General features: G+C 71.7%; 20 protein-coding genes. 17 read left to right on the forward strand and 3 right to left on the reverse strand.

The genetic code is table 11. The features are described 5' to 3' along the window. The first annotated feature begins 27 nt into the window (after positions 1 to 27). From ACZ4VT_RS03170 to ACZ4VT_RS03180, 3 genes are read left to right on the forward strand one after another with little or no spacing between them, the layout of a single operon-like run. Positions 28 to 1,002, forward strand: a complete 975-nt coding sequence (locus ACZ4VT_RS03170) for an alpha/beta hydrolase (RefSeq protein ID WP_467946090.1) — start codon at positions 28 to 30, stop codon at positions 1,000 to 1,002. A gap of 37 nt (positions 1,003 to 1,039) precedes the next feature. Beyond that, the gene (locus tag ACZ4VT_RS03175) at positions 1,040 to 2,266 is read left to right on the forward strand and encodes an ATP-grasp domain-containing protein (RefSeq protein WP_467946092.1); all 1,227 of its coding nucleotides are present in this window, start codon (positions 1,040 to 1,042) and stop codon (positions 2,264 to 2,266) included. A 23-nt stretch (positions 2,267 to 2,289) separates the two neighbouring features. After that, positions 2,290 to 2,952, forward strand: coding sequence for a LysE family translocator (locus tag ACZ4VT_RS03180; protein WP_467946094.1), 663 nt, complete (start codon positions 2,290 to 2,292; stop codon positions 2,950 to 2,952). A 17-nt stretch (positions 2,953 to 2,969) separates the two neighbouring features. On the opposite strand, the gene ACZ4VT_RS03185 is transcribed toward ACZ4VT_RS03180, so the two are convergent. After that, positions 2,970 to 5,171 (reverse strand): BTAD domain-containing putative transcriptional regulator, encoded by a 2,202-nt coding sequence (locus ACZ4VT_RS03185; RefSeq protein WP_467946096.1) that lies wholly within the window; start codon positions 5,169 to 5,171, stop codon positions 2,970 to 2,972. Between the two features lie 437 nt (positions 5,172 to 5,608). Between ACZ4VT_RS03185 and ACZ4VT_RS03190 the strand changes: the two genes are divergently transcribed. Both ACZ4VT_RS03190 and ACZ4VT_RS03195 read left to right on the forward strand, forming a co-directional pair. Continuing rightward, complete coding sequence (locus tag ACZ4VT_RS03190) at positions 5,609 to 6,223, forward strand: RNA polymerase sigma factor (protein ID WP_467946098.1); 615 nt, start codon at positions 5,609 to 5,611, stop codon at positions 6,221 to 6,223. After that, positions 6,220 to 6,996 (forward strand): MGMT family protein, encoded by a 777-nt coding sequence (locus ACZ4VT_RS03195; protein WP_467946100.1) that lies wholly within the window; start codon positions 6,220 to 6,222, stop codon positions 6,994 to 6,996. Before ACZ4VT_RS03190 ends, ACZ4VT_RS03195 begins: the two co-directional genes overlap by 4 nt. A gap of 94 nt (positions 6,997 to 7,090) precedes the next feature. Here ACZ4VT_RS03195 and ddaH (ACZ4VT_RS03200) read toward each other — a convergent pair whose 3' ends face one another. After that, complete coding sequence (ddaH, locus tag ACZ4VT_RS03200) at positions 7,091 to 7,957, reverse strand: dimethylargininase (RefSeq protein ID WP_351293317.1); 867 nt, start codon at positions 7,955 to 7,957, stop codon at positions 7,091 to 7,093. Positions 7,958 to 8,292: 335 nt separating this feature from the next. On the opposite strand from ddaH (ACZ4VT_RS03200), the gene ACZ4VT_RS03205 reads away from it, so the two are divergent. From ACZ4VT_RS03205 to ACZ4VT_RS03260, 12 genes are read left to right on the forward strand one after another with little or no spacing between them, the layout of a single operon-like run. Beyond that, complete coding sequence (locus tag ACZ4VT_RS03205) at positions 8,293 to 9,606, forward strand: SidA/IucD/PvdA family monooxygenase (protein WP_467946101.1); 1,314 nt, start codon at positions 8,293 to 8,295, stop codon at positions 9,604 to 9,606. Positions 9,607 to 9,658: 52 nt separating this feature from the next. Then, positions 9,659 to 10,027, forward strand: a complete 369-nt coding sequence (locus tag ACZ4VT_RS03210) for a cupin domain-containing protein (protein ID WP_467946103.1) — start codon at positions 9,659 to 9,661, stop codon at positions 10,025 to 10,027. Continuing rightward, on the forward strand, positions 10,024 to 11,643 hold the full coding sequence (locus ACZ4VT_RS03215) for a class I tRNA ligase family protein (RefSeq protein WP_467946104.1): 1,620 nt from the start codon (positions 10,024 to 10,026) through the stop codon (positions 11,641 to 11,643). The genes ACZ4VT_RS03210 and ACZ4VT_RS03215 overlap by 4 nt, the downstream gene beginning before the upstream one ends. A 15-nt stretch (positions 11,644 to 11,658) precedes the next feature. Further along, positions 11,659 to 12,981 (forward strand): MFS transporter, encoded by a 1,323-nt coding sequence (locus tag ACZ4VT_RS03220; RefSeq protein ID WP_467946105.1) that lies wholly within the window; start codon positions 11,659 to 11,661, stop codon positions 12,979 to 12,981. Positions 12,982 to 12,996: 15 nt separating this feature from the next. After that, positions 12,997 to 14,250, forward strand: coding sequence for an ATP-grasp domain-containing protein (locus ACZ4VT_RS03225; protein WP_467946106.1), 1,254 nt, complete (start codon positions 12,997 to 12,999; stop codon positions 14,248 to 14,250). After that, positions 14,243 to 15,067, forward strand: a complete 825-nt coding sequence (gene ddaH / locus ACZ4VT_RS03230; protein WP_467946107.1) for a dimethylargininase — start codon at positions 14,243 to 14,245, stop codon at positions 15,065 to 15,067. The genes ACZ4VT_RS03225 and ddaH (ACZ4VT_RS03230) overlap by 8 nt, the downstream gene beginning before the upstream one ends. Further along, positions 15,064 to 15,399, forward strand: coding sequence for an avidin-fold protein (locus ACZ4VT_RS03235; RefSeq protein ID WP_362799244.1), 336 nt, complete (start codon positions 15,064 to 15,066; stop codon positions 15,397 to 15,399). Before ddaH (ACZ4VT_RS03230) ends, ACZ4VT_RS03235 begins: the two co-directional genes overlap by 4 nt. Further along, positions 15,396 to 17,174, forward strand: coding sequence for an ABC transporter substrate-binding protein (locus ACZ4VT_RS03240; RefSeq protein WP_467946109.1), 1,779 nt, complete (start codon positions 15,396 to 15,398; stop codon positions 17,172 to 17,174). The genes ACZ4VT_RS03235 and ACZ4VT_RS03240 overlap by 4 nt, the downstream gene beginning before the upstream one ends. After that, positions 17,174 to 17,677, forward strand: a complete 504-nt coding sequence (locus ACZ4VT_RS03245; RefSeq protein WP_301368898.1) for a YbaK/EbsC family protein — start codon at positions 17,174 to 17,176, stop codon at positions 17,675 to 17,677. Before ACZ4VT_RS03240 ends, ACZ4VT_RS03245 begins: the two co-directional genes overlap by 1 nt. A gap of 5 nt (positions 17,678 to 17,682) precedes the next feature. Further along, the gene (locus tag ACZ4VT_RS03250) at positions 17,683 to 18,945 is read left to right on the forward strand and encodes an ATP-grasp domain-containing protein (protein WP_467946111.1); all 1,263 of its coding nucleotides are present in this window, start codon (positions 17,683 to 17,685) and stop codon (positions 18,943 to 18,945) included. A 35-nt stretch (positions 18,946 to 18,980) separates the two neighbouring features. Further along, a complete protein-coding gene (locus ACZ4VT_RS03255; protein WP_467946113.1) occupies positions 18,981 to 20,126 on the forward strand; it encodes an NAD(P)/FAD-dependent oxidoreductase in 1,146 nt (381 codons plus the stop codon). A 40-nt stretch (positions 20,127 to 20,166) separates the two neighbouring features. Further along, complete coding sequence (locus ACZ4VT_RS03260) at positions 20,167 to 21,177, forward strand: MmcQ/YjbR family DNA-binding protein (protein WP_467946115.1); 1,011 nt, start codon at positions 20,167 to 20,169, stop codon at positions 21,175 to 21,177. Positions 21,178 to 21,243: 66 nt separating this feature from the next. Here ACZ4VT_RS03260 and ACZ4VT_RS03265 read toward each other — a convergent pair whose 3' ends face one another. Beyond that, positions 21,244 to 22,686, reverse strand: a complete 1,443-nt coding sequence (locus ACZ4VT_RS03265; RefSeq protein ID WP_467946117.1) for an NB-ARC domain-containing protein — start codon at positions 22,684 to 22,686, stop codon at positions 21,244 to 21,246. Positions 22,687 to 22,994 lie beyond the last annotated feature (308 nt).

The raw sequence follows: 22,994 nt of genomic DNA on the forward strand, positions 1-22,994 counted from the left end.
CGTATCCGGAAGTGAGCGAAGCTGCCCATGGCCTACGCAGACGGCATCGAGAAGTTCGTGGAGACCGTCGACGGCGCCCTGCCACCCGACTTCTACACCTACCCCGTCGAACGACAGCGCGCCCTGTACGACGCGTTGACCGAGGTGCTGCCCATCCCGGTGCCCGAGGGGGTCAGCCACCGGGACGCGACCGTCACCCACGCGGGCCGCACCGCCCGGATCCGCGTCTACGAACCGGCCCGGCGCAGGGGCGACGCCCCGCTGTTCTACATACGCGGCGGCGGCTTCGTCATCGGCTCGCTCCACAGCCACCACAGCCTGGTCGCCGAACTCGCCGACCGCACCGGTCTGGTGGCGGTCGCCCTGGACTTCGCCATGGCCCCGGAGAACCCGTATCCCGGTCCGCTGGAGGACTGTTACGCCGGCCTGTGCGCGACCCTGGCCGACCTGTCCGCGCTCGGGCTCGACGGCATCGACCCCGAGGCCGCCGTGCTCTGCGGGGAGAGCTCGGGGGCCAACATGGCCGTGGTCCTCTCGATGATGGCGCGGGACCGGGGCGGCCCCCGGCTGCGCGGCCAGGCCGTGATCAGCCCGGTGCTGGACTTCACCCGGTGGCGGCACGGCGGCGAGGACGCCCCGCTGCTCTCCGGCGGCGAGATGGAGTTCTACACCGCCTGTTACTGCCCCGAGCCCGAACAGGCGGAGGACCCGTACGTCTCGCCGCTGCTGACCGGAGACTTCCACGACCTGCCGCCCGCCTACGTGGTGGGCTGCGAGATGGACTCGCTGCGCGTCGACGCCGAGAAGTACACCGAGCGGCTGCGGCAGAACGGGACGCCGGTGACGTACGCCATGGAGCCGGGCATGGTGCACGCTCCGGTGCGTGCCCGCCGCATCAGCGAACCGGCCGGGGAGTTCTTCGCCCGCTACTGCGACGCCGTGGCCGCTCTGGCCGCGCCGGCCGGTCCGGACGCGAAGGCGGCCGGCCGTGACGGACGCTGACCGGGGGACGGGCGCACCGCGGGGAGGCGGGCCCTGCGTGATCGTCGACCCCTACTCCTCGGGGGCCCTCTTCGCCGAGCCGCTGACCGGACACGGCGTGCCGGTGGTGGCGGTGGTCACGGGCCCCCGCCCGCCGGAGGCCTACGCCTCCTCGTGGCGGCCGCAGGACTTCGCCGAGATCCTCGTGTACGAGGGGGACCTGGAGCCGGTCGTCGAGCGGTTGCGGGAGCTGGATCCGCGAGCCGTCCTGGCCGGCTGCGAGTCCGGGGTGGAACTGGCCGAGCGGCTCGCCCCCCGGGTGGTGCCCGCGCGCAGCAACGTGCCCGAACTGGCCGCGGCCCGGCGGGACAAGAGCAGCATGGCGGCCGCCGTCGCGGCGGCCGGCCTGCCGGTCATCCCGCAGATCTGCACCGACGACGCCGCGGAGGTGGCGGCCTGGCTGGAACGGGAGGGCCTCGCCGGCGCGGACCTGGTGGTCAAGCCGCCCAAGAGCGCCAGCACCGACGGCGTGATCAAACTGGCGGGCGGCGCGGACTGGCGGGCGGTCTTCGGCCGCCAGCTGGGCCGGACCAACCAGTTCGGCGAGACGGACGACCGGCTCATCGTCCAGAAGTTCGTCACCGGCACCGAGTACGTGATCGACACCTTCAGCCACGACGGGAAGCACGCCGTGGTCGACGTGTGTGCCTACCGCAAGGTCGACAACGGCCCGCACATGGCCGTGTACGACACCATGCGCTGGCTCCCCCCGGACGACCCGGCCATCCCGGGCCTCACGGAGTACGTCTTCGGCGTCCTGGACGCGGTGGGCCTGCGCTTCGGTTCGGCCCACGTCGAGGTGATGGGCACCGCGGAGGGTCCGCTGCTCATCGAGCTCGGTGCCCGCCCGCACGGCGGCGGCCAGCCGCGCTTCAACCGCAACGCCACCTCCGACAGCCAGATCGACCGGACCGTGCGCTGGCTGACCGGGGGCGAACTCCCCCAGGGCTACGAACTGCTCCTGCACCAGATGTGCGTCTTCCACATCGCGCCCCGCACCGGGACCGTCTCCGGCACGGCGGCCCTGGAGTCCGTCCGTGACCTGCCCAGTCACCACTTCTCGGTGCAGAGCCTGAACGACGGCGACCACGTCCGCGCCACCCGGGACCTGGTCGACAGCCTCAACTTCGGGTTCGTGATCCTCGCCCACCCCGACGAGGAGCAGATCCGGCGCGACTACGAGGCGGTCCGCGCCGCGGAGCGCCTCCTGTCCATCGAGGAGTAGCGATCAACACCGCCGCATTCCTGGTGAGTTCCCTGATCGTGATCACGATGCCGGGCCCCGACCTCGTCCTGATCACGGGTCTGGTGCTGAACGGGTCCCTGAGGGTGGCCACCGCGGCGGCCCTCGGCATGATCACCGCGGGGGCCGTCCAGGCCGGGCTCGGTGCGGCCGGGCTGGCCGCGTTGCTCGCCGCCAGCCCGGAGCTGTTCGCGGCCTTCCGGTGGGCCGGCGCGCTCGTCCTGCTCGGCTGGGCGGTGCTCGCCCTGCGGCGGTTCTCCCGCCCGGCCGGCTCCGCGGGCGCGGCGGCCGGGGAGGCTCCGCCGGCGGGTGCGGCTCCGCCGGCCGGGGCCGCCCCGGCCGGGGCCGCGGCGGTCGTGGCGGCCGGACCCTCCGAGCGGCAGGCCTTCGTGCAAGGCCTGCTGTGCACCGGGTCCAACCCCAAGGTGGGCATCTTCCTGATGGCGTTCCTGCCCCAGTTCGTGCCCGCCGGCCTGACCCCCGAGGCGGGCGTGCCCCTGCTGGCCGCCTGCTACCTGGCCCTGGGCCTGATCTGGCTCCTGACCTGGATGAGACTGGTCCACCGGCTCGCCCGGCACCTGCGGTCCCCGCGGACGCTGCGCGTCGCCGACGGGCTCACCGCCGTCGTGTTCGGTGTGTTCGCCGTCCGGCTGGCACTCGGCGGGTGACGCGGCCGCCGCCCGCGTCACACCGCGTGCAACCGCTCCGTGTCCTCCCGCAGCGCCAGCCTGCGCGCGTAGCGCAGGAGCGGCGCGGGGAGCGAGAACCGGCCGGGCACGCACTCGCGGAGCAGGCTCGCACCGACCAGGCGCCGCAGCACGTGCGTCGCCTCCAGCGGAGTCGTCTCCGCCAGTTCGGCCATCGTGTACGCGTTGACCCGCCGGCCCCCGGTCCGCGCGAGCAGCCGGAAGCACCGGCGCACGGGTTCCGGCATGGACCGGTAGGAGGGTTCGAACGCCGCGTGGGCCGTGGCGAACAGGTCGTCGCTCGCGACCGGCAGGTCCGCGAACGCCCCGGCCTCCTGCAACTCGACGCACAGCTGGGCGATACCGCTCCGGGGATACTCCGCGAGCCGGGCCGCGAGCAGCCGGATCGCCAGCGGGAGCCCGCCGCAGTGCCGGACCAGTGCCATCGCGGCCAGCGGCTCGGCCTCCACGCGGCCGCCGCGCACCAGCTGGCCCAGCAGCGCGAGCGCCTCGTCCCGGTCGAGCACGCCGAGGTCGATCCGGGGCACACCGTCCCGGGCCACCAGCCCCGGCAGGGTGTTGCGGCTCGTGACCAGGACCGCGCACCTCGCGGTGCCCGGCACGAGCGGCCGGATCTGGCTCTCCTCGCGCGCGTCGTCCAGCACGATCAGCATCCGCCGGTCCGACAGCAGGGTGCGGTACAGGTTCGCGGCTTCGTCGAGGGTGTCGGGGATCTCCGTGTCCCGCACGCCCAGCGCCCGCAAGAACGAGGCGAGCACCTTCCCCGGGTTCAGGGCGCGCCGGTCGTCGTACCCGTGCAGGTCCCCGTACAACTGCCCGTCCGGAAAGCGCTCTCTCACCCGGTGCGCCCAGCGCACGGCGAGTGCCGTCTTGCCCACTCCGGGAAAGCCCGTGATCAGCGCCGCCGGGACCTGTCCGCCCCGCTCGCAGGCGGGCAGGAGCAGCCGGTCCAGCTGTTCCAGCTCGGCGCCGCGGCCGACGAAGCCCGTGCTCGCGGCCGGGATCTGGGACGGCCGGGGGCGCGGCGGCGGCGCGGCGGGCGGCCGGCGTACGGGCGGTGCCGCCGCGGCGGAAGGCGTCCGTTCGGCCACGGGTGCCGTCCTCGGCCACGGAAGTTCCTGGTGCAGGATCCGAAGATGGGCGCGGCGCAGTTCATCGCCGGGCTGGACGCCCAGCTCCTGGTCGAGCCGGTGCGTCACCGCGGTGAAGACCCGCAGCGCCTCCTGCTGTTCCCCGCAGCTGGCGAGCGCGAGCATCAGCGCGGCCTGGAGGCCCTCGTGCAGCGGCTCCTCCTCGCCGGCGCCGCGCAGCGCCTGCACCACCTGACCGGGCCGGTGCAGTTGCAGGGCGAGGTCGGCGTAGAGCAGCAGGCTCTCCACCCGCTGCCGGGCGGCCGCGGTGGCGGCGGGATGGTGCGGCAGCAGCGGTTCGCCCGCCAGGAGCGGTCCGCGCCAGCACCGGTAGGCGCGTCCGGCCAGCTCGTGGGCGGACGCGGCGTCCCCGGCCCGGTGCGCCTGCCGCGCCCGCAGCGAAAGGTCCTGGAAGCGGGTCAGGTCGACCTGGTCGCGGTCCAGGGCCAGGGAGTACCCCGTGTGCGTACGCGTCAGGAACGAGTCGGCGGGCACCCCCGCGACGGAGTCGGAGGGGAGCAGCAGCCGGCGTGCCTGGCTGACGTAGGTGTGGACCAGGCTCTGGTACGACCGGGGCGGGTCGTTCGGCCACAGGGCGTGGGTGATCTCCCCCAGGCTGGCCGGCTCCGGGTGCTGGAGCGCCAGCAGGGCCAGTAAGCGCCGCACCTTGGTCGCTTGTACGGGCGTCTCGACGCCCTGGTACCGGACGGAGAGCGGCCCGAGGATGCCGATGTGGAGGCGCTCGTCACCCGGGCGCCGGTCACCGGGACGCCCGCCACCGGGGCATACGGCCCCGCGCGCGGGCAGGGAGAGCTGTCGCGCCGCGTCCGCGTCGAGGCCCAGCGCGTCGGCCAGCAGTTGCATGGTCCTGGTCTGCGGCCGGCGCACCCGGCCCTGCTCGATGTCGCGCAGCGTCCGTACGCTCACTCCGGCGCGTTCCGCCAGTTCGTGCTGGGGCAGGCCGGCCCGGCCCCGGAACGAGCGGAGCCGTTCACCGAACGACCAGCTGCAGTCCTCCGTGGATCTCGTCCCGAAAACGCGGTTCTCCAACGTTCCCCCTGGTGGCTGAGGTGCAGCGCGGTGGTCCCTTTCCAGCGGCTGCGAGCGGAAGGTGCGCGGCGACGGAACGCGCGAGGCGCAGTCCGTTGGGATCTTTTGGGATATTCGGATATCCGGTCACTGCGCGGTGCCGGACGGCGCGCCGCGACAGGAAAGAGCGGGAGAGGACAACGCCCGGAAGAAGATTTTCCCAATACCCCGTGCACAATGGTTGACATCGTGCCCCCCGAAATCCCGCAGGACCATGAACAATTCGAACCGTGGGGGCGCGGCTCAGCGCCCACGATCCGACCGTAACTCCAAAGCCTTGACCACCACGGGTCGCTTCCGGCCAAGAACACCGCTGTTTCGGCCATAACTGAAAAGATGTTGTGTGCCGGCGTGCGCCCGGTGCAACGGTCTCGCGCGGTCCGGTGTTTACCCGGACGATGGACGAGATGCCGCTCCCGCTGACGGAACTGCTCGCGACCGACCTGGACGACGGGTTCACCGAACTCGTCCGCACCCAGGCGGGCGCCGTGCGCTCCGTTCTGCTGCGTATTTCGGGCTCCGCGCGAGAAGCCGACGACCTGGGGCAGGAGACCTTCCTGCGGGCCTATGCGGCCCTGCGCGAGTACTCCGCCGAGCGGCGCCGGGAGCTCCAGCCGCGTGCCTGGCTGCTCACCATCGCGGCGAACGTGTGGCGCAACCACCTGCGCACCCTGAGCCGCCGGCCCGGCGTGGCCGACGGTGTCGAAGTGGCGTGTGCCGAGACCCTGGACGACACCCCGGGGCCGGAACAGCGTGCGCTCGACGGGGCGAGGAGGGCCCGGCTGGTGGCGGCACTGTCGGGTCTGCCGGACCACCACCGGCTGCCGGTGGTCCTGCGGTACATCGGCGAGTTGAGTTACCAGGAAATGGCCACGGTCCTGGACTGTCCGGTCGGAACGGTGAAGGCGCAGGTGTCGCGGGGTCTGGCCACTCTGCGCGCCGAACCCGCCCTGGCCACCGACCGCACGCGGCACGGGCCGGCCCGAGAGGAACGGAAGGAGGCGGCGGGATGAGACTGCCGGACGAGTTGAGCACCCTGCGCCAGGTGGCACCGGCGGGGTTCGCGGTACGCGTGCTGGAGCGCGCCGGTGTTCCGGCGCATCGCTACGACTGCTACGTACGCGCCGACTCCCCGGTCGGCCCTCTCTACGTCGCTCACGGGCGGGGAGCGGTGACCGGTGTCGCCGCCACGGACTGGTACGCCGACGACGGGGAGTTCGAGGACGCCTACCGGGCCCGCACCAGGCGGTCGGTGCTCTCGGGAGCCAAGCCCCCGCCGGGTCTGGCCCGGGCCCTGCGCGGGCGGGACCGGACCCTGCGCTACGACTTCGGGCCGCTGCCCGAGGAACAGCGTGCCGTGCTGCGGGCCACCCGGCTCATCCCCTTCGGGCAGCTGCGTCCGACGGCCTGGCTGGCCCGCGAGGCCGGACTGCCCGGCCTCGCCCCCGCGGAGGTGATGGCGGCGGTCCGGGCCAATCCCGTCCCCGTGCTCGTACCGGCGCACCGGGTGTGCCGGGACGACGGGCTGCCGGCGGACTGCGGGCTGCCGGCCGGATTCGAGAGGGGACTGCGGGAATGGGAGGGCGTGGACGCCGAGCGGGTGGAGCGGTTCGTGCGCCTCGGTGCCCGGTTCCTGGGCAGCGGGACCACGCGGATCTTCTGCTACCCGACGTGCGCGCACGCGCGCCGGATCACCGCCCGGCACGAGGTGCCCTTCAGTTCGGCCGACGAGGCCGCCGCCGCCGGATTCAGGGGGTGCCGCAGCTGCCGGCCGGCCGCCGTGTGACGGGCGGCCCCGTCCGGCCCGGCCGCCGCATCCGCCCGACTCACCTTCCGTACCGCCGCGCCGGCACGGAAGGCGCGGGCCGTCATCCGCCGGTTCAGCGGTCGCGGAGTTCCAGCGTGCAGCACTTGACGCTGCCGCCGGCCTTGAGCAGCTCGGAGAGCTCGACCCCGATCGGCTCGAAGCCCCGCGCGCGCAGCTTCGCGTGCAGGCCGGTGGCCGCGGCGGGCAGCAGCACGTGGCGGCCGTCGGAGAAGGCGTTGAGCCCGAACACGGCGGCGTCCTCGGCGTCGGCCAGGATCGCGCTGGGGAACATGGCGCGCAGCACCGCCTGGCTGCCCTGGGAGAAGGCGGCCGGGTAGTACATGACCTCGTCGTCCGACAGCACCGAGAGCGCCGTGTCCAGGTGGTAGAACTCCGGGTTCACCAGCGTCAGCGAGGTGACCGGGAGGCCGAAGAACTCCTGCGCCTCCGCGTGTGAGCGCGGGTCGGTGCGGAATCCGGTGCCGGCCAGCAGGCGCCGCCCGACGGTGAGGATGTCGCCCTCGCCCTCGTTGACGAACTCGGGCCACAGCGTGTCCGTGTAACCGCGGCCTTCCAGCCATCTCAGGTACGCGGGCCCCTCCGCGGTGCGCTCCGCGTGCCGGAAGCGGGCCCCGAAGACCTTGCCGTCGACGACGGTGGCGCCGTTGGCCGCGAACACCATGTCGGGCAGGCCCTCGATGGGGTCTATCTCCTCGACCACGTGGCCGAGTTCGAGGTAGAGCTCGCGCAGCCCCTCCCACTGCTTGACGGCGAGCGCGTTGTCCGTGGCGTGCTGCGGGTTCATCCACGGGTTGATCGAGTACGTGACGTCGTAGTGCCGGGGCCGGCACATCAGCAGACGGCGGCGGGTGGCGACCCGGGTGGGGCTTTCGGAACGGTAGAGAGCGCCGGCGGGGGTGATGGGCTCGGTAAGCGGCACGAGGGCTCCTGATCATGGGGTGGGGAGGGAAGCCCGGCCGCCCGCGGGATGTGCGGGCCGGCCGGAAGCGCGAACGCGATGGATCACTGGGGCCAATGGAAAAGGCGCCCCGCATTGACCGGAAGTAATCGGGAACACCGGTCAATCAACCCTCTGACCTGGCCCTCGGCGGAGTTGATTGTCCGTGTCCGACGTCGCTTCCGGGCAATCGGCCGCTCCCGTGGAATGTGGGCATCACCCGGTTTCGGGAGGCGACGCAAGGACGGGAAAGAGACCCCGGACCGTCCTGCCCGACCGTACAAACCTGTCCACCTGTTCCATCTGGAGGTACTTCCATGGCGCATCGCAACGTCGAACTGCTCGCAGTCGGTGCAGGACCGGCGAACCTCGCGCTGGCGGTCGCCGTCGAGGAGCTCGCCCCCGAGCTGGCCGGCGACACCCTGCTGATCGAGCGCGAACAGGACATCGTGTGGCAGCGCGGCATGCTGCTGCCCGACGCGCTCAGCCAGGTCTCCTTCCTCAAGGACCTGGTCACCATGCGCAATCCGTGCAGCCGCTTTTCCTTTGTCAACTTCCTTCACTCGCAGGAACGGCTCGACGCTTTCGTCAACCTGGCCAGCTTCGTTCCGTACCGCAGTGAGATATCCGAGTACTTGCAGTGGGTGGCCGACGAACTCGCCACGGTAAAGGTCGAATACGGCCGCGAGTGCACCTCCGTCGAGGCCGTGAACGGCGAGGACGGCGAGCTCTCCGGCTGGGTGGTCACCCTCGCCAACGGCGACACCATCGGTTGCCGCTACCTGGTGATCGGCGCCGGCCGTGACGCCCACGTCCCCGCGGTGTTCGACGGCCTGCCGGCCGAGCGCGTCATCCACAGCACGCAGTACACGCAGCGCATCGCCGAGGTGCGCGCCGACCTGCCGCACCGGGTCGCGGTCATCGGCGGGGCGCAGAGCGCGGCCGAGCTGTTCGGCGCCGCGCTGCGGGACCTGCCCGAGTGCCGGCCGACCATGATCATGCGCTCCATAGGCCTGAACGGCTACGAGAGCAGCAAGTTCACCAACGAGCTGTACTACACGTCCTTCATCGACGAGTTCTACGAGTCCTCGCCCGATGCCCGCCAGCAGCTGCTCGCCGAGATGTACCGCTCCAACTACGGCGGCCTGTCCCCGGCGACCCTCGACGGCCTCTACCGCCAGTTCTACCAGGACCGCCGCAGCGGCCAGGAGCGCCTGGCGCTCCACCCCATGACCGACGTGACCGGCGCGCGGACGGACGGCGAGGAGATCGTCCTGACGCTCGTCGACCGCAAGTCGGGTGCCGAGCGGGAGATGCGCACGGACCTCGTGCTCCTGGGCACCGGTTTCGTCCGGGAGATGCCGTGGGCGGTCAAGGCCCTCGCGCAGTCGATCGGACTCGACGAGATCAACGTGAGCCGGAACTACCGGCTCGACCTGGGCCGCCCGGCGACCGCCGCCTGCTACCTGCAGGGCGTCAACGAGGCCACCCACGGCATCGCCGACTCGCTGCTCAGCGTGCTCGCCGGCCGCTCCGCCGAGATCACCGAGGACATCCTCGCGCACCGCCGGACGAGATCGGTGGAGATCCCGGCCCAGGAGCGCGAGCTGGCACTCGCCGGCGCGGTCTGAGTACCGCGCGCCCCTCACGAGCCGTACCCCTGACGAGGAGAGACCGACCCACATGCTCACCAAGCAACTCGACCGCGACGGACTGACGCACGAGAACGGGCTGGACGCCCAGCGCCTGCTGCCCTGGCCCGAGCTCAACGCCCCCTTCGAGGGGTCCTGGTGCGTGATCCGCCCCGGCACCGCGTCGACGGCGCACGCCCACCACGAGTACGAGATCTTCATCGCCGTCTCCGGCACCGCGGTCCTGGAGTCGCAGGGCGTCCGCAAGCCCCTCGTGACCGGCGACATCGTCTACTTCGCCCCCGGCTCGGACCACCGGGTGATCAACGAGTCCGACGAGGACTTCGAGATGTATTCGGTCTGGTGGGACCTCGACATGACGCAGCGGTTCGCAGCACGCCACGAAGGAGCCCGGGCATGACACGCCGTACGGTCATCATCGCGCCGCCGCCCACCCCCAACGGGGATCTGCACACCGGGCACCTGGCGGGCCCGTACCTGGCCGGTGACGTGCACGCACGCTACCTGCGGGCCTCCGGCCGTCCGGTGATCTTCACCAGCGGCACCGACGACAGCCAGACCTACGTGGTGTCCAGCGCGGCCAAGGCCGGCCTGACGCCGGAGGAGCTGGCCCTGCGCTCCGCGACGCAGATCCGCGCCACCCTGGAGGCGGCGGGCATCTCCGTGGACGGCTTCGCCCCCTTCGACAAGGGGTACCGGCAGACCGTCATCGACTTCGTCACCGACCTCCACAACGACGGCGTGTTCCGGCTGAAGACCGTGCGCCTGCCGTACGTCGAGGCCACCGGCGAGTACCTCATGGAGGGCCTGGTCGCCGGCGACTGCCCGGTGTGCCTGGTGGAGAGCCGCGGTGGGCTCTGCGAGTCCTGCGGACACCCCAACAACTTCGACGAGCTGCTGCGTCCGCGCTCCACCGTCGACCCGGACGCCGTGGTCACGCACCGCGAGGCGCAGATCCTGGTCCTGCCGATGGAGGAGTACCGCGACCGCCTCGCCGACTACTACGTCCGCCACCGGGACGTACTGCGGCCGCACACCGCGCAGCTGGTCCGCGAGGCGCTGGAACGTCCGCTGCCGGACTTCCCGATCACCTACCCCACCGGCTGGGGCATCCCGGCGCCGTTCGTCGAGACGCCCGGACAGGTCCTCAACGCGTGGGCCGAGGGCATGGCCGCCTCGATGTACTGCACCTGGTACGCGGCCGAGCAGCTCGGTGAGCACACCGACCGGTACGACGAGCACTGGCTGTCCGAGCACGGCATCGACCTCGTGTACTTCCTCGGATTCGACAACGTCTACTTCTGGGGAATGACGCACCTGGCCCTGCTGATGGCGCACGGCGACCGGTACGTCGAGCCGCACGCCATCGTGTCGAACGAGTTCTACGAGCTGGAGAACCAGAAGTTCTCAACAAGCAAAGGCCACGTGGTCTGGGCCGCCGATCTGGTGGCCGAGGTGCCCCGCGACCTGGTCCGCTTCTACCTGGCGCTCACCGCGCCGGAGCACTCCCGGACGAACTTCAGCCGCCAGGCGCTCGAGACCCTGGCGAGCTCCCGGCTGGTCGAGCCGTGGAACCGGCTCGCCCGCCGCGTGGAGGAACTGCTCGCCGCCGTCCCGACGGACGCGCTGCTCCCGGTGTCGCGGACCGGCGCCGACCACGCGGGCATCGTCGTCGAGCGCTTCCGCTCCCACTACGAGCTGGAGAGCTTCAGCCTCCACCGGGCGGCCGATCTGGTCGTCGTCCACCTCGACCGGCTGCTGAAGCAGGCGGACCGGGTGGCCCTGGACGTCCCGACCGACCTCGGTGACCTGGTCCTCGCCGTCCGGACGCTGACGGCCTGCGCCGCTCCGCTGCTCGTCGACCTCGCGGCCCGTGCCGAGCGGGCCGGGGCCGATCTGACCCTCCCGGCCGGCGCGTTCACCACCGACCCCGTCGCTCCGCTGCGACTCCCCCTCCTGTCCACCGCGGTCGGGGCGTTCGCGCCCGTGGCCGAGCCGGCCGACATCCGAGCCTGACCTCCGAGGAGCACTGTGTCCACGATCGCCCCGCCCCGTCCCAATCGGGCAGAACGCCTGCTCATCCCCGCCACCTTCATCACCAACCTGGGCAACGGCATCCAGCTCACCGCCGCCTCGTACCTGGTCTTCACCGAGGCCAACACCATGCTCGCGGTCAGCTGGCTGATGATCGCCGTCACCATCCCGCAGGTGGCGCTCTCCCTCTTCTTCGGCAAGCTCGCCGACCGCTTCGACCGCCGCACCCTGGCGATGGTCTCCGACCTGGCCAGCGCCGCCGCCGCGATCGGTCTGCCGGTCTGGCTGGCCCTCGGCGGCAACCCCTCGACCGTCAGCTACGTCGCCAGCTTCATCCTGTCGATCTCGGCGGCCCTCTTCTTCCCGGCCAGCAACGCCCTGATCAAGGAGCGCATCCCGGAGTCCCGGCTGGCCCAGTTCAACGGCAACGCCGAGATCGCCATCCAGGCCGGCACGCTCGCCTCGGCGGCCCTCGGCGGCTGGGTGATCGTCTGGGTCGGCACCACGTCGCTCTTCTACTTCAACGCGATCACGTTCCTGCTCTCCGCCGTGCTGCTGTTCTTCATCGGCCGTCGTCCGGCCGGCCAGGCCGTCACCGAGGCCGCGGCCAAGGCCGCGTCGGCCGCCGCCGCCAAGCTGTCCGCCTCCCGCCCGCCGCTGGCCCGTCTCGCGGTGCTCTACATCATCGGCAACATCGTCATCATCGTCGGCAACAGCATCATGCTGGTCCTGGTCATCGAGGGCTTCAAGTCCAACGCCGGCTACCTCGGCATCGTCGACGCCCTGTTCGGCATCGGTGCGCTGTTCGCGGCCTGGGCCTTCAAGAAGATCAGCTCCAAGGCCACCGTGCTGAAGACCGCCCTGATCGGCTACCTCGCCTTCGCGGTGCTCCTGTCCCTGGAGTCCATCCACCTCTACGCGATGATGGCCGTCATCCCCTTCGCCGCCATCGCCTTCTGCGTGGCCCGCATCTCGGCCCGCACCGCCCTGATGAGCGCGGCGCCCGAGGAGAAGACGGGCTTCGTCTTCGGTGCCACCAACGCCTTCGGCCTCGCGGCCGGCACCACCGCCGTCGTCCTGATCTCGCTCCTGGTCGACTCCACCAACGTGAAGAACGGCTTCTACGCCCTCTCCGCCCTGGTCGTCGTCATCGCCACCATCACCGTCATCTCGCTCAGCAAGCACGACCGTGAGGTCGCCGCCGCCGAGGCCGCCGCTGCCGCCGCCGAGACCGTGTCCGAGCCCGCCGCCGCTGCTTCCACCGTGTCCGAGCCCGTCGCCGAGGCCGTCCCGGCCGAAGCCGTGCCGGCCAAGGTCTGAGGGGGGTCGGCACAGATGAAGCTGCTCGCGATCGAAGCCAGCCAGAACGCCACCTACTACGTCTCGCGCTACCGGCAGATCGAGGCCCTCGGGGCCGAGGTCCACGTCCTCAACGGCATCGGCACGGAGGACTTCTGGGACGCGGACCGCTACCGGATCGCCGGCTCCAAGCACATCGAGGACATCGTCACCGCCGCCAAGGTCTGGCACGCGGAGGAGGAGTTCGAGGGGGTCCTGACCTTCTCGGAGTCCGGGGTCGTCACGGTGGCGGTCGTCGCCGAGGCGCTCGGCCTGCCGAGCATCGGCCTCGAAGCCGCCCGCACCAGCCGCAACAAGTACCTGATGCGCCAGGCCCACGAGCGCGGCAGCGCGGCGCACCCCGGTTACCGCTACGCCCCCGACGTCGAGGCCGCCCTGGCGGCCGGGGAGGCGCTCGGCTACCCGCTGATCCTGAAGCCCACCCTGGGCGCGGCCAGCAACTTCGTGTTCAAGGTCGACGACCCCGAGGAGATGCGGGCCCGCTTCGCGGACGCCACCTCGGGCATCGAGACCATGACCTGGGCCCTGATGGAGGCCGACGGACTGGACCTCGGCCCGAACGGGATCATCGTCGAGGGCTACCTCGACGGTCACGAGCACCTCATCGAGGCGCTGGCCTGGGACGAGGAGGTGTACCTCGGCTCCATCGTGGACCGGATCACCGTGGAGAGCGGGACCTTCGACGACGACGTCCACCACGCGCCGAGCTCGCTGACCCCCGAGCAGATCGCCGCGGTCCACGAGGTGGTCCGGGACGCGGCCCACGCCCAGGGACTGCGCCGGTCCGTGCTCCACGCCGAGGTGAGGTTCCACCAGGGCAAGCCCTTCATCCTGGAGATAGCGATCCGTCCCGGCGGCGGCGGACTCGACCACATGGCGCGGATCAGCGCCGGCCACGACCCCATCCAGTGCGTGGTGGACGTGGCCCGGGGCACCGAGCCGGACGTCTCGCACTACGCGCCGACGGGTGTGCACACCGCCGCGATGTGCCTGATCAGCGGGGCCGGAACGGTCGAGTCCATCGAGGTGCCGACCGAGGTCGCCGAGGACCCCGCGCTGTTCTTCCTCAAGGTCACGGCCACGGCGGGGACCGTCATCAAGCGCCCGCCGGCGGGCAACAACATCCTCGGTTTCATCGGCGCCACCGGCACCTCCCTGACGGATGCGCTGACCACCGCGCACGTCGCGGCCGGCCGCATCCGCACCGAGATGAGGCCGGAGCATGGCTGAGTCCCCGCGGCGCACGGCCACCAAGCGCCACTACCTGATGTGCCGGCCCACCCACTTCGAGGTGAGCTACGCGATCAACCCGTGGATGAACCCGGACAAGCCGATGGACGCCGAGCTGGCGCTGGCCCAGTGGGAGCGGATCCGGGACCTCTACCTCGGCTTCGGCCACGAGGTCTCCTTCATCGACCCGGTCCCGGGCCTGCCGGACATGGTGTTCTCCGCCAACGGCGCCACCGTGATCGACGACAAGGTGCTCATCGCGAGGTTCCGCCACCGGGAGCGGGCGGCCGAGGCCGACGCGTACCGGGCCTGGTTCGAAGGGAACGGCCACACCGAGGTCCTCGTACCGGAGCACGTCAACGAGGGCGAGGGGGACTTCGCCCCCGCCGGCCGGCGCGTCCTGGCCGGTGCGGGATTCCGCAGCGACCCCGTCGCGCACGAGGAGCTCCGCGCGTTCTTCGGCCTGCCGGTGGTCGGACTGGACCTGATCGACCCCCGCTTCTACCACCTGGACACCGCACTGTGCGTCCTCGACGACGACCTGGTGACGTACTACCCCGCCGCGTTCTCCGAAGAGAGCCGGGAGGTGCTGCGGGAGCTCTACCCGGACGCGATCCTCGCGACCCGGGACGATGCCGACGCCTTCGGTCTGAACGCGGTCAGCGACGGACTGAACGTGGTCCTGACGGAGACCGCCACGCACCTGATCGGTGAGCTGCGCGAGCGCGGCTTCGAGGTGCACGGCGTGGACATGTCGGAACTGCTGAAGGCCGGTGGCGCGGTCAAGTGCATCACTCAGGAGATACGACACCGGTGATCGACTACGACGGCAGAAGTTTCCGCAACACCGGTTATCCGGCGGGCGAGGACGCCCCCGTCGGCCACTACCGCCAGGAAGGCGACCTGCTCTGGGCCGACTTCGACGGCGGCCCCGTCCGCCGGGGCTCGCTGAACGGCCGGGTGGAGCCCGACGGCAACCTCGAATTCGCTTACACGATGGTCCTCGCGGACGGCGAGGTGATCGCCGGCAGGTGCTGGAGCACCCCCGAGTTCCTCGACGACGGACGGATCCGGCTCAACGAGCGCTGGGAGCGCTACGGAGCCCACTCGGACAGCGGTGAATCCGCACTGGAGGAGGTAAGGACATGACCCCGCCCACCACCCCGCTCCGCGGGGGCAGCGTGACCTGGGCCTGCACCAGCGGTTTCAGCCCGGTCTTCATCTTCCCGTTCACCCCCGGCGAGTACTACGGGGTGGCCAACCTGCACGAGTTCCAGACGCTCATGTACCGCCCGCTGTACTGGTACGGCACCGGCGGCCAGCCGACGGTGGACTACGAGCGCAGCCTCGCCGAGCCCCCCGAGTGGAGCGAGGACGGACTCACGGCGACGATCACCGTCAAGCCGTACGCGTGGTCGAACGGCGAGACGGTCAACGCCGACAACGTGATGCTGTGGATGCACCTCCTGGAGGCCGAGAAGGACAGCTTCGGCGGCTACACGCCGGGCTTCTTCCCGGACAACCTGGCCGGCTACGAGAAGGTCGCCGAGGACAAGGTCAGCTTCACCTTCGACCGCGCCTACTCGCACAACTGGGTGCTGATGAACCAGTTCAGCACCATCACCCCGCTGCCGAAGGCCTGGGACCGCACCGGCGACGACCGCCCGGCCGACGCCACCCACGACCCGGCCCAGGCCTCCGCGGTCTACGCCTACCTGCGGGCCTGCAACGACGAGCGCAAGGGCTGGGACACCAGCCCCGTCTGGAGCGTGGTCAACGGACCCTGGAAGCTCAGCAGTTACACCATCGACGGCACCTCGGGCGAATGCGTCCTGGTGCCCAACGAGCGCTACTCCGGCCCCAACAAGCCCTACCTGGACGAGTTCCGGCTGGTTCCCACCGACTCGGACACCGACCAGTACGAGATGCTCCGCCGGGGCCCCGAGGCCGTCGACGGCGTACAGATCGGCTTCCTGCCCTTCGACGAGGTCACCGAGCCGGCCGAGGACCCGCAGCTCGGCGGGCCCAACCCGCTGGGCGAGCACTACGACCTCGTGCCCCAGCTCACTTACAAGATCCATTACTTTCCGATCAACTTCAACAACCCGACCGTCGCCGGAAAGATCTTCAAGCAGCTCTACTTCCGCCAGGCACTCCAGTCCAGCCTCGACTCCCGGGGCGCCATCCGCGACGTCTACAAGGGCTACGGCTACCCGACCACCGGGCCCATCCCGGCCCTGCCGGACAGCCCGCTGCTCTCGCCCGCCGCGCACGAGGACCCGTACCCCTTCGACATCGACGCGGCCCGCCGCTTCCTGACCGAGAACGGCTGGGACACCGGCACCACCCCGGGCATCTGCGTCCGCGAGGGGACCGGACCCGGCGAGGCCGGAGAGGGCATCCCGGCGGGCACCGCGCTGCGCTTCTCGATGCGGTACGCCAAGGGCCACGAGACGCTGACCGCGGTCATGCGCAAGTTCGCCGCGGACGCCGCGCAGGCCGGCATCGAGATCGAACTCACCGAGGTCGAGGCGAGCGTCCTGGTCCTGGAGGACACCACCTGCACCCCGGGCCCCGACAGCCCGTGCCTGTGGGAGTTCAGCGACTGGAACGGCGGCTGGGGCTACGGTCCCGGGTTCTACCCCACCGGAGAAGCCCTCTACTCGACCGGCTCCTCGGTCAACTTCGGCAGCTACAGCGACCCGAAGGCCGACGAGCTGATCGCGCGCACCGTGGTCAGCGACGACCTGGAGGACCTCCACGCCTACCAGGACTACATCGCGCAGCAGGTCCCGGTCATCTGGATGCCCAACTTCCCCTTCCGTCTCCTGGAGGTCGCCAAGGACCTCCGCGGCGTGGCCCCGGTCAACCCCTTCGGGCTGATCAATCCCGAGGACTGGTACTACGTCGGCGAGGAGCTGTGATGTACCAGAGGCTGCTCGACCACCTCGACGGGCACCAGGCCCGCTACCGGCTGATCGACCACCCCGCCGAGGGCCGCACGGACCTGGCGAGCGTGCTGCGCGGCCACCCGCTGGAGCAGGCCGCGAAGTGCATCGTCGTCCGCGTGAGCATCACCAAACGGGTCGGCAAGTACGTGCTCGCGGTGGTGCCCGGTGACCGGCAGGTCGACCTGGAGGCGGTCGGCGCGCTGTTCGGCGGCGGCCGGACGGCCTTCGCGACGCCCGAGATCGCCGAGCGCCTGGCCGGCAGCGTCTGCGGCACGGTGATGCCGCTCAGCTTCCACCCCGATCTGCACCTCGTCGTCGACGAGGGACTGATCCTCACCGAAGAGATCTACTTCAACGCGGCCCGCCTGGACCGCTCCGTGGCCCTGTCCACCCCCGACTACCTGGCCATCGCCCAGCCCCAGCTGGCGGCGATCGCGACGGCCGGCGACCGGGTCCTGACCCACTCCGCGAGGTGACGAAGATGACGGAAGACGCCAAGACGACCGATGACGGCGTGGTGATCCTGGTCGGCAGCGGACAGCGCGCCTACCGCGAGTACCTGCTCGCGGGCGCCGCCCGCCGACGGCCGGTCTGGATCCTGGACGCGGTGGACCCGACCTGGCAGAAGGAGTACGTCATCGGCTCGACCACCGTCGGGCTGCTGGACGAGGCGCGCCTGGTGCCCGACCAGGAGGGGCTGATCAAGGCCGCCGAGGCGGTGGCCGCCGAGCACCGCGTGATCGGGGTGTTCAGCTACGACGAGACGCTCGTGGTGACCACCGCGCTCATAGCCGAGCGGCTGGGCCTGCCCGGGCTGACCTCGCGGGGCGCCGACAACTGCCGCAACAAGCACCACACCCGGCAGCTGCTGACCGCCGCCGGTCTGCCCCAGCCGCACTTCGCCTACGTGACCGACGCCGATCAGGCACTCGCGGCGGCCGACTCCTTCGGCTACCCGGTCGTGCTCAAGCCCCGCGGCATGGGGGCGAGCATCGGCGTCATCCGGGTCGACGGACCCGGCGCGGTCCGCGCGGCCTTCGAGGTCGCCGACGCCGCCGGCCGCGGCGGGAACAGCGACTACGAGGGCGGGGCGCTGGTCGAGGAGTGCGTGATCGGGCCCGAGATCAGCATCGACGGCGCGGTCTTCGACGGCGAGTGGACCCCGCTCTTCCTCGCGCACAAGGAAGTGGGCCTGGAGCCCTACTTCGAGGAGACCGGGCACGTCGTCAGCGCCACCGATCCGCTGCTGGCCGACGAGGAGCTGCTGGGCATCCTCCGGGACGCCCACCGGGAACTGGGAGTCGGCCACGGCATCACCCACACGGAGGTGAAGCTGACCTCCCGCGGGCCGGTGATCATCGAGGTGAACGCCCGCCTGGGCGGCGACCTCATCCCGTACCTCGGCAGTCTCGCCACCGGGATCGAGCCGGGCGAGGTGGCCGCGGAGCTGGCGACCGGCACCCGCCCCGAGTGGACCCCGACCAAGGCCCGCACCGTGGGCATCCGCTTCCTCTACCCGCCCCGGAACGGCACCGTCCGCTCGGTCGACGTGCCCGCCGCTTCCGATACCCCGGGGCTGCTGGAGGCGAACGTCATGGTCGGGCCCGGGACGACGCTGCTGCTTCCGCCGGACGGCTACCTCAGCCGGTACGCCAACGTGATCTGCGCCGGCGACGACCGGCCGGGCTGCGAGGAGCACCTCGCCAAGGCCGCCGCACTGACCACGATCGTCCTCGACAGCTGACTCGTCGGCACCGGAACACGGAAAGGAGGTGTGTGATGTCGGCGAGGGTGACGGTAGTGGGCGGCGGTGTGATCGCCCTGCTCACGGCAGTCGAATGCGTGCTCGACGGACACAAGGTCACGATCGTGGACCAAGGCCCCATCCCGCACAGCAGAGCCACCTCTTTCGACCAGCACCGGATCCTGCGGGCCCTGCACCCTTCGGATCCGCAGGCCACGGCGGCCGCGCTGCGCGCGCACCACCGCTGGGTCGAACTGGAAGAGCTCTTCCTGACCCGCTTCTACGAGCAGGTCGGCGCCCTCACCGTGCTGCCGCCCGCGGCGGCGGCGGAAGCGGCGGCGATGCTCGGCAACGCCGGAGGCAGCGTCAGGGAACTGACCGCGGCCGGCCTGTCCGACCGCTATCCGCACCTGCGCGTGGACGGCGGTCTCGGCGCGGTACTCGAGGACGAGGCGGGAGTCCTGCTCGCCGAACGGGTCCTCGCCGCGTGCGTCGGCTGGCTGAAGTGGCAGTCCGGCATCGAGCTCATCGAGCACCGGGCCGTGACCGCCGTCGACGGCGAGAGCGGCACCGTACGGCTGGTGGACGGGCGGGTGCTGCACGCCGACGCGGTCCTGGTCGCGGTGGGCCCCTGGTCCCGCGGGCTGATGCCGGAGGGCATCGCCGAACGGCTGACGCTGTTCCGCCAGTCCCTCCTCTACTGCCGGGTGCCCCGGCACCAGGCCCAGGCCTGGGCGTCCACCCCGGCCATCCCCGCGCTCGGTACCAAGGGGGGAGCCTGGCTGATCCCGCCGGTGGCGGGCACGGCCCTCAAGCTGACCTCGGCCACCGCCTGCCGGGTGGTGGACGAACTCACCGACCACGCCACCGATCCCTACTGGCATCGCCGGCTGGAGAAGGAGTTCGGGGACCTGCTGCCCGGCTTCGGCCCGGCCTGGGTCACCGCCGCCAAGGACGCCTACTACTCCTCCTTCTCCGAGACCGGCGGGCCGCTGGTGGTCGCCCTCGGCGGCGACGCGTACGCGTACGCGGCCTGCGGTGGCACATCCTTCAAGTTCGCGCCGCTCATCGCGCGGTCGCTGGCTGACCGGCTGACCGGCCGGATCCCGTCACTGATCGGGCTCGGCGCGCTCGACGGGCCGCCGCTCGACGCGCTCGCCCCGCAGCTGGCGGGCCGGTGAGCGGGCGGCCGAGGGGGAAGCCGAAGCGAAGGAGGAAACGGTGGTCACGACGGACGACGTACGCAGGCTCGCGGTCAGCCTGCCGAGGACCGAGGAGCACCTGATCCGGGACCGCGTGAAGTTCCGGATCGGGCAGATCGTCTATCTCGCGCTCTCCCGGGACGAGACCGAGCTGGGCTTCGCCTTCCCCAAGGAGGAGCGGGCGGCGCTCGTCGCCGCGGAACCGGCGAAGTTCTCCATGCCCCGTGAGTCCGATCTGCGCTTCAACTGGGTCGAGGCCAGGATGGCGGCCCTGGACCTGGAGGAGCTGACGGAACTGGTCACCGAGGCCTGGCGGATGGTGGTGCCGGCCAAGGTGGCGCGCGCGCACCTGGCTCCGGCCGCACCGCCGCCCCCGCCCGCTCCCACCCTGGCCGAACTGCGCGCCTCGGCCGAGGTGTTCAACGGCTTCCCCGGGGTGGACCGGAGCTGGCTGGCCCTGCGCGAGGAGACCGCGCCCGGTCTCGACCTCTCCGTCGCCACCCACCGCACCGCCCTGCACCGCTGGCTGAACTCCTGGGGCTGCCGGATCCGCTACCCGCGGGAGGGGGAACCCGACCTGTTCGGTGCGGGGCTCGCCGCCTGGTGGGGGCGCCACCCCCTGCCGGACGCGCCGCTGTCCCGGCTCACCCCCCGCGACGTCTCCCGCCTCGCGCGGGCCTACGAGGAACTGGCCGCGCTGCCGATCGGCCGCCGCAGCCTCGGCCCGACCGCCGCGTCCAAGGCGCTGTACGCCCTGCGCCCCGACTCGGTCATGCCCTGGGACGCGGCCATCGCCGACCGGCTCTACGGCGTACGGGACGGGGCCGCCTTCGCCCGCCACCTGGAGACCGGCCGGACCTGGGCGCGCGCGGCGCTCGCGGAGGGCGGCGGCGCGGACGAGCGGACCCTGTGCGCCGGCATCGGCCGCCCCGGGATCTCCCTCGCCAAGATCCTCGACGAACACCTCTACCTCACGATCACCCACGCGGCGGCCAGGCAGCGTCCCGGGGCCGATGCCCGAGACGCCTGAGGGGCGACGTACGACAGCGCCCCGCGGCCGGAGCTGCGGGGCGCCTGCGCACCAAGGCGCCGGGGGCTAGCGGGAGACCCGCGCGAGCACCTCGGAGCGCGCCGCGGGCACCTGCTCCTCCTCCGTCGGGTCGGGCTGGGCCAGCGCGAACGCCCTGGCCATCGGCGTCAGCCCGTACTGCCCCGGGAGATCGGAGTGTTCGACCAGGCCCGCGTCGAGGAGGCGTTCGAGGAGGTCCTCCACCGGCTGGGCGGAGCGCTCGACCAGGACGGCGAGCGCGTCCGCGGACTCGTACACGACGTTGTCCACGGAGGGCGGGTTCTCGGAGCCGGCGAACTGGCGCAGCATCAGGCGGGCCCACGGGGTCAGCAGCCGGTAGGCGCTGTCGAGTCGGCTGCCCAGGCTGTCGTCCCCGACCTGGAGCCGGCCCAGGAAACGGCCGGGTTCCGGCCGTCCGTCGCCGAGCAGCTCGGCCACGGAGTCCTGCAGCATCCACTCGGGCCGCGCCGCGATCCGCCGCCCGGCCAGGTTCAGCGCGAGCGGCAGGTCCCCGCACGCGTCGGCGAGCCGCAGGCAGGCGCGCGGTTCGGTGCCGACCCGGTCCCCGCCGATCAGCTGGGCGAGCAGCTCCATCGACTCGTCGCGGTCCAGGGCGGGCAGCCTTATTCGGCCAATTCCGTCGAGGCCCAGGAGCCTTGAGCGGCTGGTGACGAGGATGCGGCTCTCGGGCGCCGCGGTGAGCAGTTCCCGTACCTGCCGCTCGTGCTGCACACCGTCCAGCACCACGAGCAGCCGGCGCCGGTGGAGCAGCGACCGGTACAGGCCGATGCGCTGCCCGGGATCGTTCGGGATGCGGTCGGCGGGGATGCCGAGCGCCTCCAGGAATCCGCCCGCGATGCCCGCCGCGTCCTTGCGTCCGTCGGCGGCCGGGTCCAGGTTCGCGTAGAGCTGTCCGTCCGGCAGGCCGGGCGCCAGTTCGTGGGCGAGCCGCAGGGCGAAGGACGACTTGCCCGCTCCGACCTGACCGCTGATCAGCAGCGGGCCCGGCGGGCGCTGTTCGCCGTAGCAGGGAGCCGTCAGGGCGCGGGCCCGCTGGAGCAGTTCGGCCCGTCCCACCAGGGGATGAGCCTCCATGGGCAGCTGGGCGGGCGGCGGCAGGACGGCGCGCACGTCGGCGGCGCGCAGCTCGTTCTCCTGGTGCTGCTGCACGGCCTTGGCCGCCGGGCGGGCCGCGCCCTCGTCGCCGTCGGCGCGTGCCGCCTCGTGCCAGCGGCGCTCCCAGGTGGCGCGGTCCCCGCCGCAGGCTTCCGCGAAGGCGAGCGCCACCTGAAGGGTCGGGAGGCGGTAGCCGGCGGCCGCGTCGGAGAGCACCGAGGCGGAGAACATGGCCCGGGTGGCCATGTCGCGGTAACCGGGACTGCCGGCCGCGGTCCGCAGCCTGCGCAACTCCCGGGCGAACGCGGTGACTGGTCCGGCATCGGGGGCCAGTGGTCGCTCCAGTCTTCCCACACCTTGCTCCTTTGGCACTCGTTCTGTGTGCTGCCAGCTCGTCCGGCCTGCCCATGAACTGTCTGTGTCGCCCTTCCTGATCTGCTACCGGATGCTTACCGCGTGCTAGGGGGAACCCCTATGATCCGGGTGACGTGACCTGGCCAGGGGTCGTGTTCTTGGGGGGTGGATAGCCGATGCCGGGGGCGGATGCGGAATCCGGGGAGAGACGAAGCGCGGATCCTGTGGGGGGAAGACCGCGTTTCCATGTGCTCGGATCACTTGAGGGGTGGGACGGAGAAGTACGGCTGAGGCTGGGAGGAGCGATT

The sequence above is a fragment of the Streptomyces sp. NPDC029164 genome (assembly GCF_055563995.1).

Coding starts and splice junctions, on each gene's coding strand:
- ACZ4VT_RS03205 (WP_467946101.1), top strand. CDS start 8,293: ATGGCGCATCGCAACGTCGAACTGCTCGCAGTCGGTGCAGGACCGGCG.
- ACZ4VT_RS03225 (WP_467946106.1), top strand. CDS start 12,997: ATGAAGCTGCTCGCGATCGAAGCCAGCCAGAACGCCACCTACTACGTC.
- ACZ4VT_RS03210 (WP_467946103.1), top strand. CDS start 9,659: ATGCTCACCAAGCAACTCGACCGCGACGGACTGACGCACGAGAACGGG.
- ACZ4VT_RS03250 (WP_467946111.1), top strand. CDS start 17,683: ATGACGGAAGACGCCAAGACGACCGATGACGGCGTGGTGATCCTGGTC.
- ACZ4VT_RS03215 (WP_467946104.1), top strand. CDS start 10,024: ATGACACGCCGTACGGTCATCATCGCGCCGCCGCCCACCCCCAACGGG.
- ACZ4VT_RS03245 (WP_301368898.1), top strand. CDS start 17,174: ATGTACCAGAGGCTGCTCGACCACCTCGACGGGCACCAGGCCCGCTAC.
- ddaH (WP_467946107.1), top strand. CDS start 14,243: ATGGCTGAGTCCCCGCGGCGCACGGCCACCAAGCGCCACTACCTGATG.
- ACZ4VT_RS03240 (WP_467946109.1), top strand. CDS start 15,396: ATGACCCCGCCCACCACCCCGCTCCGCGGGGGCAGCGTGACCTGGGCC.
- ACZ4VT_RS03170 (WP_467946090.1), top strand. CDS start 28: ATGGCCTACGCAGACGGCATCGAGAAGTTCGTGGAGACCGTCGACGGC.
- ACZ4VT_RS03195 (WP_467946100.1), top strand. CDS start 6,220: ATGAGACTGCCGGACGAGTTGAGCACCCTGCGCCAGGTGGCACCGGCG.
- ACZ4VT_RS03190 (WP_467946098.1), top strand. CDS start 5,609: ATGGACGAGATGCCGCTCCCGCTGACGGAACTGCTCGCGACCGACCTG.
- ACZ4VT_RS03255 (WP_467946113.1), top strand. CDS start 18,981: ATGTCGGCGAGGGTGACGGTAGTGGGCGGCGGTGTGATCGCCCTGCTC.